This window comes from Enterobacter sp. CCUG 70166 (assembly GCF_020224095.1).
Taxonomy (GTDB): Bacteria; Pseudomonadota; Gammaproteobacteria; order Enterobacterales; family Enterobacteriaceae; genus Enterobacter; species Enterobacter intestinihominis.
Genome location: NZ_NRIQ01000042.1, coordinates 95,579 through 112,339 on the forward strand (window position 1 = coordinate 95,579; position 16,761 = coordinate 112,339).

The following is a 16,761-nucleotide window of genomic DNA, read 5'->3' on the forward strand; positions in this document are numbered from 1 at the left end:
GAAAAGGTGGAGGCTGTATGGCGGAAGTTCAGTCAGTAGCATGATGATTTATCTGAATTTTTCGGAAAAATGATTACCGAATCTTACGGTTTCAGTCATTTACGCTTAGCGGATTCGCTTATATACTCGTGGGTCTGCTATCAGCAAACAGACGGATTTCATGTATCAACCTGTCGCACTCTTCATAGGCTTACGTTACATGCGTGGGCGCGCCGCGGACCGCTTCGGTCGCTTTGTCTCCTGGCTTTCGACTATTGGCATTACGCTTGGCGTGATGGCTCTGGTGACGGTGCTTTCCGTCATGAACGGCTTCGAGCGCGAGCTGCAAAACAATATCCTGGGGCTGATGCCGCAGGCCGTTCTCTCTTCCACTCAGGGCTCCGTTAACCCGCAACAGCTGCCGGAAAGCGCGGTGAAGTTACAGGGTGTCACGCGCGTTGCGCCCCTCACGACGGGCGATGTGGTGCTGCAAAGCGCCCGCAGCGTGGCGGTCGGGGTGATGCTGGGTATCGATCCGGCGCAAAAAGATCCGCTGACGCCGTTCCTGGTCAATGTGAAACAAACCGACCTGGAAGCGGGTAAATACAACGTCATCCTCGGTGAGCAGCTTGCCGGGCAGCTCGGGGTCAACCGTGGCGATCAACTGCGCGTGATGGTGCCCTCAGCCAGTCAGTTTACGCCGATGGGGCGTCTGCCAAGCCAGCGCCTGTTCAACGTGATTGGCACGTTTGCGGCGAACAGCGAAGTCGATGGTTACCAGATGCTGGTTAACATTCAGGACGCCTCTCGTCTGATGCGCTACCCGGCGGGAAATATCACCGGCTGGCGTCTGTGGCTTGATGCGCCGCTGAAGGTGGATACCCTTAGCCAGCAGACGCTACCGGAAGGAACGAAATGGCAGGACTGGCGCGACCGCAAAGGCGAACTGTTCCAGGCCGTGCGCATGGAGAAAAACATGATGGGGCTGCTGCTGAGCCTGATCGTGGCCGTTGCCGCGTTTAATATCATCACCTCGCTCGGGCTGATGGTGATGGAGAAGCAAGGCGAAGTCGCCATTCTGCAAACCCAGGGGCTGACGCCGCGCCAGATCATGGCGGTATTTATGGTGCAGGGTGCCAGCGCTGGCATCATCGGCGCGCTGCTCGGCGCGGCGCTGGGTGCGCTGCTCGCCAGCCAGCTCAACAATCTCATGCCGATTATCGGCGCGCTGCTTGATGGTGCGGCGCTGCCGGTGGCTATCGAGCCGCTCCAGGTGGTCGGTATTGCGCTGGCCGCGATGGCTATTGCGCTGCTCTCTACGCTTTATCCTTCCTGGCGGGCTGCCGCCACTCAACCCGCTGAGGCTTTACGTTATGAATAAGATCCTGTTGCAGTGCGACAACCTGTCCAAACGCTATCAGGAAGGCGCTGTGCAGACCGACGTGCTGCACAATGTCAGCTTTAGCGTGGGTGAAGGCGAGATGATGGCGATTGTTGGCAGCTCCGGCTCCGGCAAAAGTACGCTGCTGCACCTGCTGGGCGGGCTGGACACGCCAACCGAAGGCGATGTGATCTTTTCCGGGCAGCCGCTGAGTAAAATGTCGTCTACGGCGAAAGCCGAGCTGCGTAACCGTGAGCTGGGTTTTATCTATCAGTTCCACCACCTGCTGCCGGACTTTACGGCGCTGGAAAACGTGGCGATGCCGCTGCTGATTGGTAAAAAGAAACCCGCAGAAATCAATGCCCGCGCCAGCGACATGCTAAACGCGGTAGGGCTGGGTCATCGCGGGAATCATCGTCCGTCTGAGCTTTCCGGCGGCGAGCGTCAGCGTGTGGCCATCGCCCGTGCGCTGGTCAACAACCCGCGCCTGGTGCTGGCGGATGAGCCGACAGGTAACCTCGATGCGCGTAACGCAGACAGCATTTTCCAGCTTCTCGGCGAACTGAACGCCGCGCAGGGAACCGCGTTTCTGGTGGTCACGCACGATTTGCAGCTGGCTAAGCGGATGGGCCGTCAGCTGGAAATGCGCGACGGTCGTCTGAATGCAGAACTGACGCTGATGGGAGCGGAGTAATGGCTTCACCGTTATCGTTACTCATTGGGTTACGCTTTAGCCGCGGTCGTCGCCGGAGCGGGATGGTTTCCCTTATCTCCGTGATCTCCACCATCGGTATCGCCCTGGGCGTGGCGGTTCTAATCGTGGGCTTAAGCGCCATGAATGGCTTTGAGCGAGAACTGAATAACCGCATTCTGGCCGTTGTACCCCACGGTGAAATCGAGCCGGTTAACCAGCCGTGGTCCAGCTGGCGTGATGCCCTGAACAAAGTGGAAAAGGTACCCGGCATTGCGGCGGCTGCACCTTACATCAACTTTACCGGGCTGGTAGAGAGCGGGGTAAACCTGCGCGCCATTCAGGTGAAAGGGGTGAATCCACGTCAGGAGGAGCGTCTGAGCGCGCTGCCTCGCTATGTGCAAAATGGTGCATGGGCAACCTTTAAGGCTGGCGAACAGCAGATCATCATGGGCAAAGGCGTTGCCGATGCACTGAAGGTGAAGCAGGGCGACTGGGTCTCGATCATGATCCCGAACGCCAGCGCTGATCACAAATTGCAGCAGCCTAAGCGCGTGCGTCTGCACGTCACCGGTATTTTGCAGCTGAGCGGCCAGCTCGATCACAGCTTCGCGATGGTGCCGCTGGAAGATGCGCGCCAGTATCTGGATATGAGCGACAGCGTGACGGGCATTGCCATTAAGGTTAACGACGTTTTCAACGCCAATACACTGGTGCGTGACGCTGGCAGCGTGACCAATAACTATGTCTACATCAAAAGCTGGATCGGCACTTACGGGTATATGTACCGTGATATCCAGATGATCCGCGCGATTATGTATCTGGCGATGGTGCTGGTGATTGGCGTGGCGTGCTTTAATATCGTCTCTACGCTGGTCATGGCTGTTAAGGACAAGAGCGGCGACATTGCCGTGCTGCGTACCTTAGGGGCGAAAGACGGTCTTATTCGCGCCATCTTCGTCTGGTACGGTTTGCTGGCGGGGCTGTTTGGTAGCCTCTGCGGCGTGGTCATCGGCGTGGTGGTGTCTCTTCAGCTGACGCCGATTATCAACGGGATTGAGGCGCTTATCGGCCATCAATTCCTGTCAGGCGATATCTATTTTATTGACTTCCTGCCGTCTGAACTGCACTGGCTGGACGTCATTTATGTGCTGGTTACAGCACTTTTACTGAGTCTGCTGGCAAGCTGGTATCCGGCGCGTCGCGCAAGCCGAATTGATCCGGCAAGGGTATTAAGTGGCCAGTAATTTCGTCATGGTTTAGCGGTCTTTTGGCCGCTGAATCAAACAGAGGAATGCATCATGTATTACGGATTTGATATTGGCGGCACCAAGATTGCGCTCGGCGTGTTCGATAAAGACCTTAAGCTACAATGGGAAACCCGCGTGCCTACGCCGCGCGATAGCTACGATGAATTTTTAACCGCCATTGCCGCGCTGGTGGCGCAGGCGGATGAACGCTTTGGCGTCAAAGGCAGCGTCGGCATTGGTATACCGGGTATGCCCGAAACCGACGACGGCACGCTGTATGCCGCCAACGTTCCTGCTGCCAGCGGCAAACCGCTGCGTGCCGATCTTTCTGCTCTCCTTGAGCGCGACGTGCGCTTAGACAACGATGCCAACTGTTTTGCTCTCTCAGAGGCCTGGGACGACGAGTTTCGTCGCTATCCGTTGGTGATGGGGCTGATCCTCGGAACGGGCGTCGGTGGCGGGATTGTCATTAACGGTAAGCCCATTACCGGGCGCAGCTACATTACCGGAGAATTTGGTCATATCCGTCTGCCGGTGGATGCGCTGGACGTCGTTGGTCGTGATTTCCCGCTTACCCGCTGCGGCTGTGGTCAGCACGGCTGCATTGAGAGTTACCTTTCAGGGCGCGGGTTTGCATGGCTTTATGAACACTTCTATCATCAGAAACTTGAGGCCCCTCAAATCATTACGCTGTGGGAGCAGGGAGACGCGCAGGCGCGTGAGCACGTTGAGCGCTATCTTGATTTGCTGGCGGTGTGTCTGGGGAATATCCTGACCATCGTCGACCCGGATCTGCTGGTGATCGGGGGAGGGCTGTCAAATTTCTCTGCGATTACGGAACAACTGTCCGGGCGTTTGCCCCGACATTTATTGCCGGTCGCCCGCGTGCCGCGCATTGAGCGTGCGCGACACGGGGACGCAGGAGGCATGCGCGGAGCCGCATTCCTTCATCTCACCGATTAGTTTACGAGGTTACTATGCTGTCGCGTCGCCAGGGTCGACTCAGCCGTTTTCGCAAAAATAAACGCCGCTTACGTGAACGCCTGCGTCAGCGGATCTTTTTCAGAGACAGGATGGTGCCAGAAGCGATGGATAAACCCAGAGTGGTGGTGTTGACCGGGGCGGGGATCTCCGCCGAATCCGGTATTCAGACCTTCCGCGCGGCGGACGGGCTGTGGGAAGAACACCGAGTAGAAGATGTGGCGACGCCGGAAGGTTTCGCCCGCGATCCGGCGCTGGTTCAGGCGTTTTACAACGCCCGCCGTCGCCAGCTTCAGCAGCCGGAGATTGCGCCAAACGCGGCGCACCTGGCGCTGGCAAAGCTGGAGGAGGCGCTGGGGGATCGTTTTCTGCTGGTGACGCAAAACATCGACAATCTTCATGAAAGAGCCGGAAACCACAACATCATTCACATGCACGGCGAACTGCTCAAGGTGCGGTGCGCATGGAGTGGGCAGGTGCTGGAGTGGAAAGAGGACGTGCTGGACGAAGACCGCTGCCACTGCTGTCAGTTCCCTTCGCGTCTGCGTCCCCATGTGGTCTGGTTTGGCGAAATGCCGCTGGGAATGGATGAGATCTACAGCGCCCTGGCCATGGCGGACGTCTTTATCGCCATTGGTACCTCAGGACATGTCTATCCGGCGGCGGGGTTTGTTCACGAAGCGCGACTGCAAGGTGCCCATACGGTGGAGCTTAATCTTGAGCCAAGCCAGGTCGGGAGTGAGTTTGAAGAGAAGCATTACGGTCTGGCCAGCGAGGTGGTGCCAGCCTTTGTTGATAAACTCCTGAAGGGGCTGTAAGGGTAACGGGCGACCTTGCGTCGCCCGTTGTGCATTAACGGCCTGCTTTTAGCTTCTGATAATACTCTTCATACAGGCGGCTCGCGTCACCGACGTCGTTCTGCCATTCCCCTTTGCTGATGGTTTCAGCGTCCGGATAAAGCGATTTATCATTCGCCACTTCAGGACTTAACAGCTTCCGCGCGGCCAGGTTTGGTGTCGGGTAACCAATAGTTTCCGCCACCTGTTTTGCCACATCCGGGCGCAGCAGGAAGTTAATCAGCTTCAGGGCGCCATCGACGTTTTTCGCATTAGCCGGGATCGCGAGGCTATCCATCCAGAAGATGCCGCCCTCTTTCGGCCAGACCACCTCCAGCGGCGTACCGGCCTGACGCGCCACAAACGCAGAGCCGTTCCAGACCATCCCCAGATTCACTTCACCTTCCATATACGGGTTAGCCGGGTTATCCGAGTTGAACGCCGCCACGTTTGGCATCAGCTTTTTCAGTTCGTTATACGCCGCTTCGATCTCTTTCGGATCGGTGGTGTTGCCGGAGTAGCCGAGTTTACGCAGCGCAATCTGGAACACTTCGCGCGCATCATCGGTTAACAGCAGGCTGCTTTTGTATTCCGGCTTCCACAGATCAGCCCAGGATGAAACCGTTTTTGGATCAACGGCATCGCTGTTGACGCCAATTGCCGTCGCGCCCCAGATGTACGGAATGGAATAATCGTTGTTCGGGTCGAATGGCTTGTTTAGCATCTCAGGATCGAGGTTTGAAAAATTGGTTAGCTTCGTTTTATCGATCTTCTGGATCATGCCTTCTTTGCGCATCTTGTCGACGAAATAGGTCGACGGCACCACCAGGTCATACGCGCCATCTTTATAGGTTTTGAGCTTGGCGTACATGGTTTCATTCGACTCGTAGGTCGAATAGATCACCTTGATGCCCGTCTCTTTGGTGAACTGCTCCAGCAGGCCCGGCGGCACATACTCGGTCCAGTTGTAGAAATAGAGCGTTTTGCTGTCATCAGCATGCGCGGCACCCATTCCGAGCACCAGTGCCGCAGCGGCAAGCATTTTTTTCATTTCTGTGTCCCCTGAGATTTTGTTTTATCACGAGCAATAACCTGGCTGGCAAACACCAGAACCAGCGATAACACCAACAGAATAGTCGCCAGCGCGTTCACTTCGGGTGAAACACCGACTTTCACCATTGAGTAGATCTTCAACGGCAGAATTTCGTAGCTCGGCCCGGTGACGAAGGAGGACACGACCACGTCGTCCATCGACAGGGTAAAGCTGAGCAGCCATCCGGCTGCCACGGCAGGCATCGCCAGCGGCAGGATGATTTTGCGCAGAATGGTCATCTCGCTGGCTCCCAGATCCTTCGCCGCTTCCAGCATGCGTACGTCGAACCCTTTCAGTCGCGCGTAGACGGTTACCACCACAAACGGCAGGCAGAAGGTGATATGCGAAAACAGCAGCGACCAGAAACCGAGCTGGACGCCCAGCAGCATAAACAGCACCAGCAGTGAAATGGCCATCACGATGTCCGGGGACATCATCACCACAAACAGCATACCGCTGACGAACGGCTTACCGCGAAAACGGTAGCGGTACAGCGCCACGGCGGTCAGCGAGCCAATCAGCGTCGCGAAGGTGGCAGAGAATACCGCCATCGTCAGCGAGTGCTGTGCGGCCTGTAGCAAGCTGTCATTGTTCATCAGCAGGCCATACCATTTGGTGGTAAACCCTTGCCAGTTGATCCCGAAGCGTGAACTGTTAAAGGAGTTCACGATCAAAATGATTATTGGAATATAGAGATAGGCATAAATGGCGGTCATAAAACCGCCGCGAAGCAGTCGACCGATCATTCCAGCTCCACCTTCTTATTCAGCAGGCGTGAGGCACGCCAGTAAACCAGCAGCATCAGCCCCATTACCACCGTCAGCGTAATGCTGGTGGCCGAGCCGAACGGCCAGTCGCGGATGTTCAGGAACTGGCTCTTGATCACGTTGCCGATCAGCAGGTTTTTCGCCCCGCCCATCAGGTCCGACACGTAGAACAGGCCCATCGCAGGCAACATGACCAGCAGACATCCGGCAATAATGCCCGGCATGGTCAGCGGGATAATGATGCGGATAAAGGTTTGCAGCTTGCTGGCCCCCAGGTCTCTCGCGGCTTCCAGAAGTGGTTTATCAAGCTTTTCAATGCTTGAGTAAAGCGGCATCACCATAAACGGCAGCAGGATATAGACCAGGCCGACGATCACCGCGCTCGGAGTGAACATAATGCGGATCGGCGTATCAATAACCCCAAGCCACAGCAGAAACTCGTTAAGATAACCTTTGGTGCTGAGGAAGATTTTCAGCCCATATATGCGGATTAACGAGTTGGTCCAGAATGGCACAATCAGTAAAAACAGCAGCAGCGGACGCACTTTTTGCGGCAGGCGAGCCAGGAACCACGCGAACGGATACCCCAGCACCAGACAGGCAACGGTGGCAATCAGCGCCATATTGAGCGAGTGCAGCAGCACGTCAAAGTAGAGCGGATCGAGCAGGCGTGCGTAGTTGTCCAGCGTAAAGACCATCGCGACGAAGTTCGCGTCGTCGCGGGTCAGGAAGCTGGTTACAATGATCATCAGGTTGGGAAGAAAGACAAACAACACAAGCCAACCGACGATCGTGGCAATCACCACATTCTGGAACTTACTTGTGTTCTTCATCAGCCAGTACAACCTCCCAGCTTTCTACCCAGTTGATGACCATCTTCTGATCCAGCGAGTGGTCGAAGTCCGGATCGTCCTCGTTGAAGAACTCACTAACCATCACCATTTTGCCGTTTTCCAGTTCCACAACGGATTCGAGGGTCATCCCTTTGTAGTTGCGTTCGCGAACGTAACCGATCAGACCTTCGGCGTCAGCCGTGTCGTGGATCTCATCGACGCGAAGATCTTCCGGGCGCAGCAGAACGTTGAGCCTTTGTCCCTTTTCCACGGCAAAGTTCACCGTGATGTTGCATTCGCGGCCTTCCACGTTGGCGCGCACGCGCTGCTCGTCCAGACGCTCAATCACCGTGGCGTTGAAAATATTGATTTCGCCAATGAAGCTGGCGACGAACAGGTTTTTCGGCTCCTCGTAAATTTCACGCGGCGTGCCGTCCTGCTCAATCTTGCCCTCACGCATCACCACGATACGGTCTGACATAGTCAGGGCTTCTTCCTGATCGTGAGTGACAAACACGAACGTGATGCCGAGCTTACGCTGAAGCGCTTTCAGCTCGTTCTGCATCTGCTTGCGCAGCTTGTAGTCCAGCGCGGAGAGGGATTCATCCAGCAGGAGCAGGCGTGGTTTGTTGACCACGGCGCGGGCAATGGCCACACGCTGCTGCTGACCACCAGAAAGTTGATGCGGCTTGCGCTGGGCGAATGCCTCCAGCTGCACCATGCGCAGGGCTTCGGTAACGCGCGGCGGGATCTCGCTGGCGGGTGTTTTTTGCATCCGCAGGCCAAACGCCACATTCTCAAACACGGTCATGTGCGGGAACAGGGCATAGCTCTGAAAGACGGTATTGACGTGGCGATCTTCGGCAGGGACCTGGGTAATGTCCTGGTTCTCAAGATGGATATGGCCGTTATCGACGCTTTCCAGCCCGGCAATAAGGCGCAGGACGGTGGTTTTGCCGCAGCCGGAGGGGCCAAGCAGCGTGAGAAACTCACCGTCATTGATGGTCAGATTAAGATCGGAAATGACATCTTTGCCATCGAAACTTTTACGAATTCGTTCCAGTTGCACCAGCGGTGAAAGGGAACGGGGTTGTGTATTCAATTTTCGCGCTGTCCCATATAGACGCCTCAGGCAGCAGACTGAAGCGGGGTTTGTGTGTAACCACCTTGGTGACTCGTAATGAGGGCGGACATTCTACGGCAAACCCATTGAATCGCCAATCCTTCTCACTTATTCATAAGCTACATTTATTAACGCAGAACGATATAAACGTAAAAAGTTCTCGTTTGCGGGATAAAAGTGACCTGACGCAATATTTGCGTTTTGCTGCTTAATGATAATGTTGTCACAAAAAGTGAGGGTGACTGCATGGATAAACTACTTGAGCGTTTCTTACATTACGTTTCGCTGGATACCCAATCTAAGCCGGGGGTCCGACAGGTGCCAAGCACCGAAGGCCAGTGGAAGCTGCTAAATCTGCTGAAAGAGCAGCTGGAGGCCATGGGGCTGGTTGATGTCACGCTCAGTGAAAAGGGGACCGTGATGGGAACGCTGCCGGCCAACGTTGAGGGAGATATCCCGGCGATTGGCTTTATTTCTCATGTCGATACCTCACCTGATTTTAGCGGTAAACACGTTAATCCGCAGATTGTTGAAAACTACCGCGGCGGAGATATTGCGCTGGGCATTGGCGACGAAGTGCTGTCGCCGGTGATGTTCCCGGTACTGCATCAGCTGCTGGGGCAGACGTTAATCACCACCGACGGCAAAACCTTGCTGGGGGCCGATGACAAAGCGGGTATCGCCGAGATCATGACGGCGCTGGCGGTGCTGAAGGGCAAAAATATCCCACATGGCGATATCCGCGTGGCCTTCACGCCGGATGAAGAGGTAGGAAAAGGCGCGAAACATTTTGACGTCGAGGCGTTTAACGCTCAGTGGGCCTACACCGTCGACGGTGGCGGCGTGGGTGAACTTGAGTATGAAAACTTTAACGCGGCATCGGTGACGATCAAAATCGTCGGGAATAACGTGCACCCGGGCTCTGCGAAAGGGGTGATGGTGAATGCGCTGTCGCTGGCTGCGCGTATTCATGCGGAAGTTCCTGCCGAAGAGAGCCCGGAGATGACGGAAGGGTATGAGGGTTTTTATCATCTGACCAGCATCAAGGGGAACGTGGACAGCGCGCAGATGCACTATATCGTCCGCGATTTTGACCGCAAAGCCTTTGAAGCGCGCAAGCGTAAGATGATGGAGATCGCGAAAAAGGTCGGCAAGGGGCTGCATCCGGATTGCTATATTGAGCTCATCATCGAAGACAGCTATTACAATATGCGCGAGAAGGTGATGGAGCATCCGCACATTCTTGATATCGCCCAGCAGGCGATGCGCGATTGTGATATCGAGCCGGTGATGAAACCGATCCGTGGTGGAACCGATGGTTCGCAGCTGTCATTTATGGGCCTGCCGTGCCCGAACCTGTTTACCGGTGGATATAACTACCACGGCAAGCATGAGTTCGTGACGCTGGAAGGGATGGAAAAAGCGGTGCAGGTGATTGTGCGGATAGCAGAGTTAACCGCGAAGCGGTAATGTTTCATGCCGGGTGGCGGCTACGCCTTACCCGGCCTACATTTCGATCGTAGGCCCGGTAAGCGAAGCGCCACCGGGCAATGGGCAAGGAGTGCCAATGTCAAACTACCGCCGCCACTACATCCCCGGTGGGACCTGGTTTTTCACCGTCAATCTGCAAAACCGCCAGAGCGATTTACTTACCCGCTACATCGACAGCCTGCGTTCCGCTACCGCCACGGTTAAGCATGCGAAGCCCTTCACCATTAACGCCTGGGTTATCCTGCCTGAACATATGCACTGTATCTGGACCTTACCGGAAGGGGACAGTGACTTTTCGGCGCGCTGGCGCGACATCAAAAAAATGTTTAGCCGCAACATTGAGATGCGCCACGTCTGGCAACCGCGTTTCTGGGAACACACCATTCGCAATGAACAGGATTACCGGCGGCATATGGATTACGTCTACATCAATCCGCTGAAGCATGGCTATGTCGGGAAAGTCGTCGACTGGCCCTATTCAACGTTTCATCGGGACGTGCGGGAGGGGTTATATCCGGCAGACTGGGCGGGTGAGATTGAGGATTTTGCGGCGGGGGAGCGGAAGTAAAAAAAGCCCGGTGGCGCATCGCTTACCGGGCCTACGGGAACGGCTTTTGTAGGCCGGGTAAGGCGTAGCCGCCACCCGGCAAACATCATGACTCAGTCCTCAAAAAACCAGTACCCGCTGTTAACCAGCGCGGCCAGCATGGCGAGGAAGGAGGGATCGTCCAGCGCGTCGCCAAAGGTATCCGCAGACAGCACCATATGGCTGGCAATCGCTTCCAGTGCCGGACGGTGTGGAGAGTCCAGGCGCTCGCCGTTGACGAATACCTCTTCGCCAATGCGCAATACACGTAATCCGCCCAGACGAACCAGCTTATCGCCCTGCTGGAGGGCATCATAAATTTCATCTGCCTGATACGGCGGCTCTGGCGGTGCGACGTCCAGTTCGTGACGCGACTGGCTGATAAACTCGCCAAACCACTGTCTGAAGTGCTCCGGTTCGTTGATCAGATCCAGCATCATACCGCGCAGCTTATCCAGCTCCTCTGGCAGAATATCGGCCGGGTGCTCACGCGCCGGAACATCCGGATCGCTGTAACGATGGCTGCCCAGCTCGCGCTGTAAAACATAGTCAGCGAATCCGCTGATCATCTCGCGGCCGCTTGGCGCGCGGAAACCAACCGAATAGTTTAGCGAGTTTTCCAGGGAATAACCTTCATGCGGGAAGCCTGGCGGGATATACAGAATGTCGCCTGGCTCCAGCTCTTCATCAATGATCCCTTCAAACGGATCAACCTGAAGCAGATCCGGGTGCGGGCAGTGCTGCTTCATTGGCACTTTTTCACCCACTCGCCAGCGACGGCGACCGGTACCCTGAATGATAAACACGTCGTACTGATCAAGATGCGGACCCACGCCGCCACCGGGAACAGAGAAGGAGATCATCAGATCGTCCATTCGCCAGTCTGGGAGGGCGCGGAAGGGACGCATCAAGGCTGCGGTGGGTTCGTGCCAGTTGTTGACCGCCTGCACCAGTAAAGACCAGTTGCTTTCGCCCAGGTGATCGTAGCTTTCAAAGGGACCGTGGCTGACCTGCCATTTCCCGTCCTGATGGCTCACCAGACGGCTGTCTACCTCGTTTTCCATCGCCAGACCAGCGAGTTCGTCAGGAGAAATAGGGTCGATAAAATTGCTGATCCCGCGTTTAAGAACGACCGGGCGTTTTTGCCAGTAACGTTCAATAAATTCGGGCCAGTTAAGCGTTAATTGATAATCCATATTTTTGTATTCCGCAGGCTCTTACTGAGACGGATTATAACGGAAGCACCGACCCCTGGCTGCGAGATCCGCGTATTTTTCACATTTCGGGTTAACTATCGTTCAATACGGGCTGTTGGCGGCCAAAAATGACTTCCATACGGGCACCGCCCAGCAGACTTTCGCCGGTTTCAATCTTGCCCTCGTACTGATCGACAATTTCCCGGGCGACGGATAATCCGACACCCTGGCCCGGGCGCAGCGTATCGGCGCGCTGACCGCGATCGAATACCACTTCGCGTTTATTATGGGGAATGCCAGGACCATCATCCTCAACGATAATATGCAGTTCGTTATCCGTTACGCGCGCGGACACCTCGACAAACTCCAGACAATATTTGCAGGCGTTATCGAGCAGATTTCCCATCACTTCCATAAAGTCATTCTTCTCGCCAACAAAGCTTATTTCCGGTGAGATATCCAGACTGATGTTTACCCCTTTACGCTGGTAAACCTTGTTCAGCGCAGAGGTGAGGTTATCCAGCAGTGGGGCTACCGGGTGCAGTTCACGGCTCAATAAGGCGCTTCCGGAACGCATGCTCGCGCGGTGCAGGTAATAACCAATCTGCTGTGAAATACGGCTGATTTGCTCCAGCATTACCGGCTCGGCGTCATCCACGCTCATTTTCGAACTGCGCATTGAACGCAGTGTACTTTGCATCACTGCCAGCGGGGTTTTCAGGCTGTGCGTAAGATCGGTGAGCGTCGTGCGATACTTGTCGTAACGTTCACGTTCGCTTTTCAGCAGGCGGTTGAGGTTGCGCACCAGGCTGGTCAGTTCGCGCGTAGTTTCAGGGTTAAGCTTCTCGCGGTGATGTTCCTCCAGCTCGCGCACCTCTTTGGCAAGGGATTCAATCGGGCGGAGGCTCCACCAAGCAGCAACCCACAGGAGAGGGATCACAAGCAGCAGGTTGGCAGCCAGAACGTACACGAACCAGTTCCAGACCATATACGAACGTTTTAGCTCAACCGGTATGGTATCGATCACTACAATGGTCAGCTGCGGCATGTTCAGAGTGGCGGGATACAGGTTGATGGCCACCGAGTGGGTCATCTCCGTGTCGTCATCTTCAGCGCGGATCTCATTGAGCTTGTTCTGTAACGCCCGATCGTCACGCAGCAGGATGCTGGTAGAGTTGAGGTCGGCTTCTATTTCGTGAAAACCATTGGTTTTAAGCCATTCCGGACGGATGCGCTTTTTCAGCCAGGGGACGTCGCGCTGCGCCCACAGCAATTTTCCTTTTTCATCGTAAATGAGTGCCAGCGTTGGGCTCTGCTGGTTCAGGTTTTCCGGCATCTCGACGGTGATTTGGTTGTTCTCCCATTTCGCCAGGGTATAGAACAGATTACTTTCGCCGCGAAGCAGGCGGAAGGTGGTTTTATCGAAGCTTACGCTGTACCCGACCAACGCCACCATTCCGTAAGAGAGGGACAGCACGAGCACGACGGCGGCGGTTGCCAGCAGAAAGCGAACCCGCAGTGAAAGGGGTAAAATGTGGCGCAAAATCCCTTTCATTTAGCGTAATTCGAACAGGTAGCCCTGACCACGCACGGTGGTAATCACGTCGTGCGGGTACTGTGCCTGAATTTTTTTGCGCAGGCGGCCCATCAGCACGTCAATGGTGTGGCTTTCGCGCAGTTCGGCATCCGGATAAAGCTGAAGCATCAGGGAATCTTTGCTCACCACTTTACCGTTGTTACGGATCAGCGTTTCCATGATGGTGTATTCGAATGCGGTCAGCTTGATTACTTCATCATTTATTGAAAATTCGCGGCGGGAGAGATCCACCTGGAACGGCGGCAGAGAGATCACCTGTGACGCCAGCCCGCTGTTGCGGCGCAGCAGCGCCTGCATACGCGCGGCGACTTCTTCAATATGGAAGGGTTTGGTCACGTAGTCATCTGCGCCTGCGCTCAACACTTCAACCTTGTCCTGCCAGCCTTCGCGAGCAGTCAGCACCAGTACCGGCAGGGAAACGTCATGGCTACGCCAGCGGCGGATAAGAGATAATCCGTCTTCATCCGGCAGCCCTAAATCGACAATGGCGATGTCCGGCAGGTGTTCATTGAGATAATAATCGGCCTCTTTTGCGTCTTCAGCATCGTCCACCTGATGACCCATCTCCTGAAGTTGAACTTTCAGGTGATGACGTAGCAATGCGTTATCCTCAACAACCAGTACGCGCATCATCATTTCTCCCTTTATAAATGGTATGAATAGTTTAACGCTGATTATCCAGGTTGACACCAGCGTTATGAAATTAAATGATTTTTTTCATGCTTCCGAAGACAGGTGGTAATACCCCAGGCATCTGATTATTAAGTATGTTGACCTGATCCTGTTTCATATCGCCCACCCACCTCACATAAGCCTCATACGCCCCCAGAAGGCGCGGGTAATATAAACTGACTTGTTTTCGCACGCTTCCGCAATCCGGATAAAACATCCATCCGTTTATGAACGGTTGAAGGCGAGTCGCTTTTTTGACAGAACGGGCACGCCAGTTTTGTAAAGATTGCCCTTTTTTTTGTAAGGATGTTCTCACTATGTCTGTCTTTGTCTACGCTTATTTTATGGTGCGAAATTAGATTTGCATAAGATGTGCCAGAAAATCAGCATTTTTACACAACAAAACAGCAATATAGCGAGTAAAGAGGATTCTATGGAATGGAAGGTTGTTGAGACTATTGCGAGCCCGGAAAGTGGAACCATCTTTTGCAAAGTTGAAACACAATATGGCCTGAATTATATCCTTTGGCTAAAAGGGGATTATTACGTTCGTGCCGGTGAAATCATCACCACCTCAAACCAGGGTATCCTGATTAACGATCGGCGGCGTAGGGTATGGATAGCGCAGGCAATGCCCTATACATCAATAGGCTGGATGGGGTTCAAACAGAAAAACGCGTGTCCAGGTAACCGGCAGGAGATGGATCGTCCATGCACGGTTGAGACCCCGTGCCAGTTCAGGCTATGCCCGTTCGGCTTAAAACGATATATTCCGGAAAGTTATTCCACGGCGAAAAATAACAACCAGCCTGACAACAGGTTGTAATCCCGGCAGAGCCTGTAACGGGGTGTGAACGTCGACACGATGATGAAAAGCAGCCCCCTTTCCGGGTGGAAAGGGGGAGGGAGATTACTTCAGCTCGTCAACCATGGTAATGGCGCGGCCAATATAGTTTGCCGGGGTCATCTCTTTCAGGCGCGCTTTTTCTTCTTCGGGCAGCGCCAGACCATCGATAAACTGTTTCATACCCTCAGCATCAACGCGTTTACCGCGGGTCAGCTCTTTGAGTTTCTCGTACGGTTTTTCGATGCCATAACGACGCATCACGGTCTGAATCGGCTCCGCCAGCACTTCCCAGTTGTGATCCAGCTCGTCCAGCAGACGGTCGCGGTTCACCTCCAGCTTGCTCACACCCTTCAGGGTGGACTGGTAGGCGATCAGCGCGTAGCCAATACCCACGCCCAGGTTACGCAGCACCGTGGAGTCAGTCAGGTCGCGCTGCCAGCGGGAGACCGGCAGCTTACTCGCCATATGCTGCAACACGGCATTCGCCAGGCCCAGGTTACCTTCGGAGTTTTCGAAGTCGATTGGGTTCACTTTGTGCGGCATGGTGGACGAACCGATTTCCCCGGCGATGGTCTTCTGCTTGAAGTGGTTCAGGGCGATGTAGCCCCAGACGTCACGATCGAAGTCGATCAGGATGGTGTTGAAGCGCGCAATGCAGTCAAACAGCTCAGCGATGTAGTCGTGCGGCTCAATCTGGGTGGTGTACGGGTTCCACTGGATCCCCAGAGACGTCACGAACTCTTCACTGAACTGGTGCCAGTCCACTTCCGGGTACGCCGCAATGTGGGCGTTGTAGTTACCCACCGCGCCGTTGATTTTGCCGAGGATCTCAACCTGCTCCAGCTGACGATACTGGCGTTCCATGCGGTACGCCACGTTCGCCATCTCTTTACCCATGGTGGATGGGGTTGCTGGCTGGCCGTGAGTACGGGACAACAGCGGAATATCGCGGTACTCCACGGACAGCGCTTTCACCGCATCGATGATTTTACGCCAGTAAGGGAGTACCACCTCTTTCCGTGCGGTAGAGAGCATCAGCGCGTGAGACAGGTTGTTAATATCTTCAGAGGTACAGGCGAAGTGAATAAATTCAGATACCGCGTGCAGGGCAGGGACGCTTGCCACTTTCTCTTTCAGGAAGTATTCAACCGCTTTCACGTCGTGGTTGGTGGTGCGTTCGATGGTTTTAATACGCGCGGCATCTTCTTCGCTGAACTCAGCAACGATTTTATCAAGGTAATCGTTTGCCTTTACGTCAAAAGCAGGAACTTCCTTGATTGCTGTCTGGGCGGCCAGCTTTTGCAGCCAGCGCACTTCAACCTGAACACGGAACTTCAGCAGGCCATATTCGCTGAAGATCCCGCGCAGCGCGCTGACTTTATCGCCGTAGCGTCCATCGACAGGGGATACGGCGGTCAGTGAGGATAATTCCATAATT

At 54.9% G+C, this 16,761-nt stretch carries 16 protein-coding genes; 8 read left to right on the forward strand and 8 right to left on the reverse strand.

The features are described from left to right. Positions 1–160: 160 nt before the first annotated feature. Genes lolC through cobB form a run of 5 tightly spaced genes read left to right on the forward strand, consistent with a single transcriptional unit; the run spans position 161 to position 5,100 of the window. Positions 161–1,360, forward strand: a complete 1,200-nt coding sequence (gene lolC / locus CKK19_RS18825) for a lipoprotein-releasing ABC transporter permease subunit LolC (protein WP_017384712.1) — start codon at positions 161–163, stop codon at positions 1,358–1,360. Further along, the gene (lolD, locus tag CKK19_RS18830) at positions 1,353–2,054 is read left to right on the forward strand and encodes a lipoprotein-releasing ABC transporter ATP-binding protein LolD (RefSeq protein WP_032624471.1); all 702 of its coding nucleotides are present in this window, start codon (positions 1,353–1,355) and stop codon (positions 2,052–2,054) included. The genes lolC and lolD overlap by 8 nt, the downstream gene beginning before the upstream one ends. Further along, on the forward strand, positions 2,054–3,298 hold the full coding sequence (lolE, locus tag CKK19_RS18835; RefSeq protein ID WP_032624470.1) for a lipoprotein-releasing ABC transporter permease subunit LolE: 1,245 nt from the start codon (positions 2,054–2,056) through the stop codon (positions 3,296–3,298). The genes lolD and lolE overlap by 1 nt, the downstream gene beginning before the upstream one ends. Before the next feature lie 54 nt (positions 3,299–3,352). Then, on the forward strand, positions 3,353–4,264 hold the full coding sequence (nagK, locus tag CKK19_RS18840; RefSeq protein ID WP_045622612.1) for an N-acetylglucosamine kinase: 912 nt from the start codon (positions 3,353–3,355) through the stop codon (positions 4,262–4,264). A 14-nt stretch (positions 4,265–4,278) separates the two neighbouring features. Next, on the forward strand, positions 4,279–5,100 hold the full coding sequence (gene cobB, locus CKK19_RS18845) for a Sir2 family NAD+-dependent deacetylase (protein ID WP_063853821.1): 822 nt from the start codon (positions 4,279–4,281) through the stop codon (positions 5,098–5,100). A gap of 34 nt (positions 5,101–5,134) precedes the next feature. Here the strand turns inward: cobB and potD are convergent, their stop codons facing one another. Genes potD through potA form a run of 4 tightly spaced genes read right to left on the reverse strand, consistent with a single transcriptional unit; the run spans position 5,135 to position 8,943 of the window. Further along, entirely contained in the window at positions 5,135–6,169 is a 1,035-nt protein-coding gene (gene potD, locus CKK19_RS18850; protein WP_022647761.1) for a spermidine/putrescine ABC transporter substrate-binding protein PotD, read from the reverse strand. Continuing rightward, positions 6,166–6,957: a spermidine/putrescine ABC transporter permease PotC gene (potC, locus tag CKK19_RS18855; protein WP_023305879.1), complete on the reverse strand. Its 792-nt coding sequence runs from the start codon at positions 6,955–6,957 to the stop codon at positions 6,166–6,168. Before potC ends, potD begins: the two co-directional genes overlap by 4 nt. After that, positions 6,954–7,811 carry a spermidine/putrescine ABC transporter permease PotB gene (gene potB, locus CKK19_RS18860; protein WP_022647763.1) on the reverse strand — a complete coding sequence of 286 codons (858 nt, stop codon included), beginning with the start codon at positions 7,809–7,811 and terminating at the stop codon, positions 6,954–6,956. Before potB ends, potC begins: the two co-directional genes overlap by 4 nt. Next, complete coding sequence (gene potA / locus CKK19_RS18865; protein WP_163385517.1) at positions 7,795–8,943, reverse strand: spermidine/putrescine ABC transporter ATP-binding protein PotA; 1,149 nt, start codon at positions 8,941–8,943, stop codon at positions 7,795–7,797. The genes potB and potA overlap by 17 nt, the downstream gene beginning before the upstream one ends. Positions 8,944–9,180: 237 nt before the next feature. Here potA and pepT point away from each other — a divergent pair, with 237 nt between their 5' ends. After that, a complete protein-coding gene (pepT, locus tag CKK19_RS18870) occupies positions 9,181–10,404 on the forward strand; it encodes a peptidase T (RefSeq protein ID WP_032624465.1) in 1,224 nt (407 codons plus the stop codon). Positions 10,405–10,501: 97 nt separating this feature from the next. After that, the gene (locus CKK19_RS18875; protein ID WP_023305882.1) at positions 10,502–10,993 is read left to right on the forward strand and encodes an REP-associated tyrosine transposase; all 492 of its coding nucleotides are present in this window, start codon (positions 10,502–10,504) and stop codon (positions 10,991–10,993) included. 92 nt (positions 10,994–11,085) lie between these two features. Here the strand turns inward: CKK19_RS18875 and CKK19_RS18880 are convergent, their stop codons facing one another. The 3 genes from CKK19_RS18880 to phoP form a co-directional block, all read right to left on the reverse strand. Then, positions 11,086–12,207 carry a cupin domain-containing protein gene (locus CKK19_RS18880; protein ID WP_022647767.1) on the reverse strand — a complete coding sequence of 374 codons (1,122 nt, stop codon included), beginning with the start codon at positions 12,205–12,207 and terminating at the stop codon, positions 11,086–11,088. A 91-nt stretch (positions 12,208–12,298) separates the two neighbouring features. Next, positions 12,299–13,762 carry a two-component system sensor histidine kinase PhoQ gene (gene phoQ, locus CKK19_RS18885; protein WP_022647768.1) on the reverse strand — a complete coding sequence of 488 codons (1,464 nt, stop codon included), beginning with the start codon at positions 13,760–13,762 and terminating at the stop codon, positions 12,299–12,301. Continuing rightward, positions 13,763–14,434 carry a two-component system response regulator PhoP gene (phoP, locus tag CKK19_RS18890; RefSeq protein ID WP_026094318.1) on the reverse strand — a complete coding sequence of 224 codons (672 nt, stop codon included), beginning with the start codon at positions 14,432–14,434 and terminating at the stop codon, positions 13,763–13,765. A 475-nt stretch (positions 14,435–14,909) separates the two neighbouring features. On the opposite strand from phoP, the gene CKK19_RS18895 reads away from it, so the two are divergent. Continuing rightward, positions 14,910–15,302 (forward strand): hypothetical protein, encoded by a 393-nt coding sequence (locus CKK19_RS18895; protein WP_022647769.1) that lies wholly within the window; start codon positions 14,910–14,912, stop codon positions 15,300–15,302. 84 nt (positions 15,303–15,386) lie between these two features. Here CKK19_RS18895 and purB read toward each other — a convergent pair whose 3' ends face one another. Further along, positions 15,387–16,757, reverse strand: a complete 1,371-nt coding sequence (gene purB / locus CKK19_RS18900) for an adenylosuccinate lyase (RefSeq protein WP_063147583.1) — start codon at positions 16,755–16,757, stop codon at positions 15,387–15,389. Between the last annotated feature and the right edge of the window lie 4 nt (positions 16,758–16,761).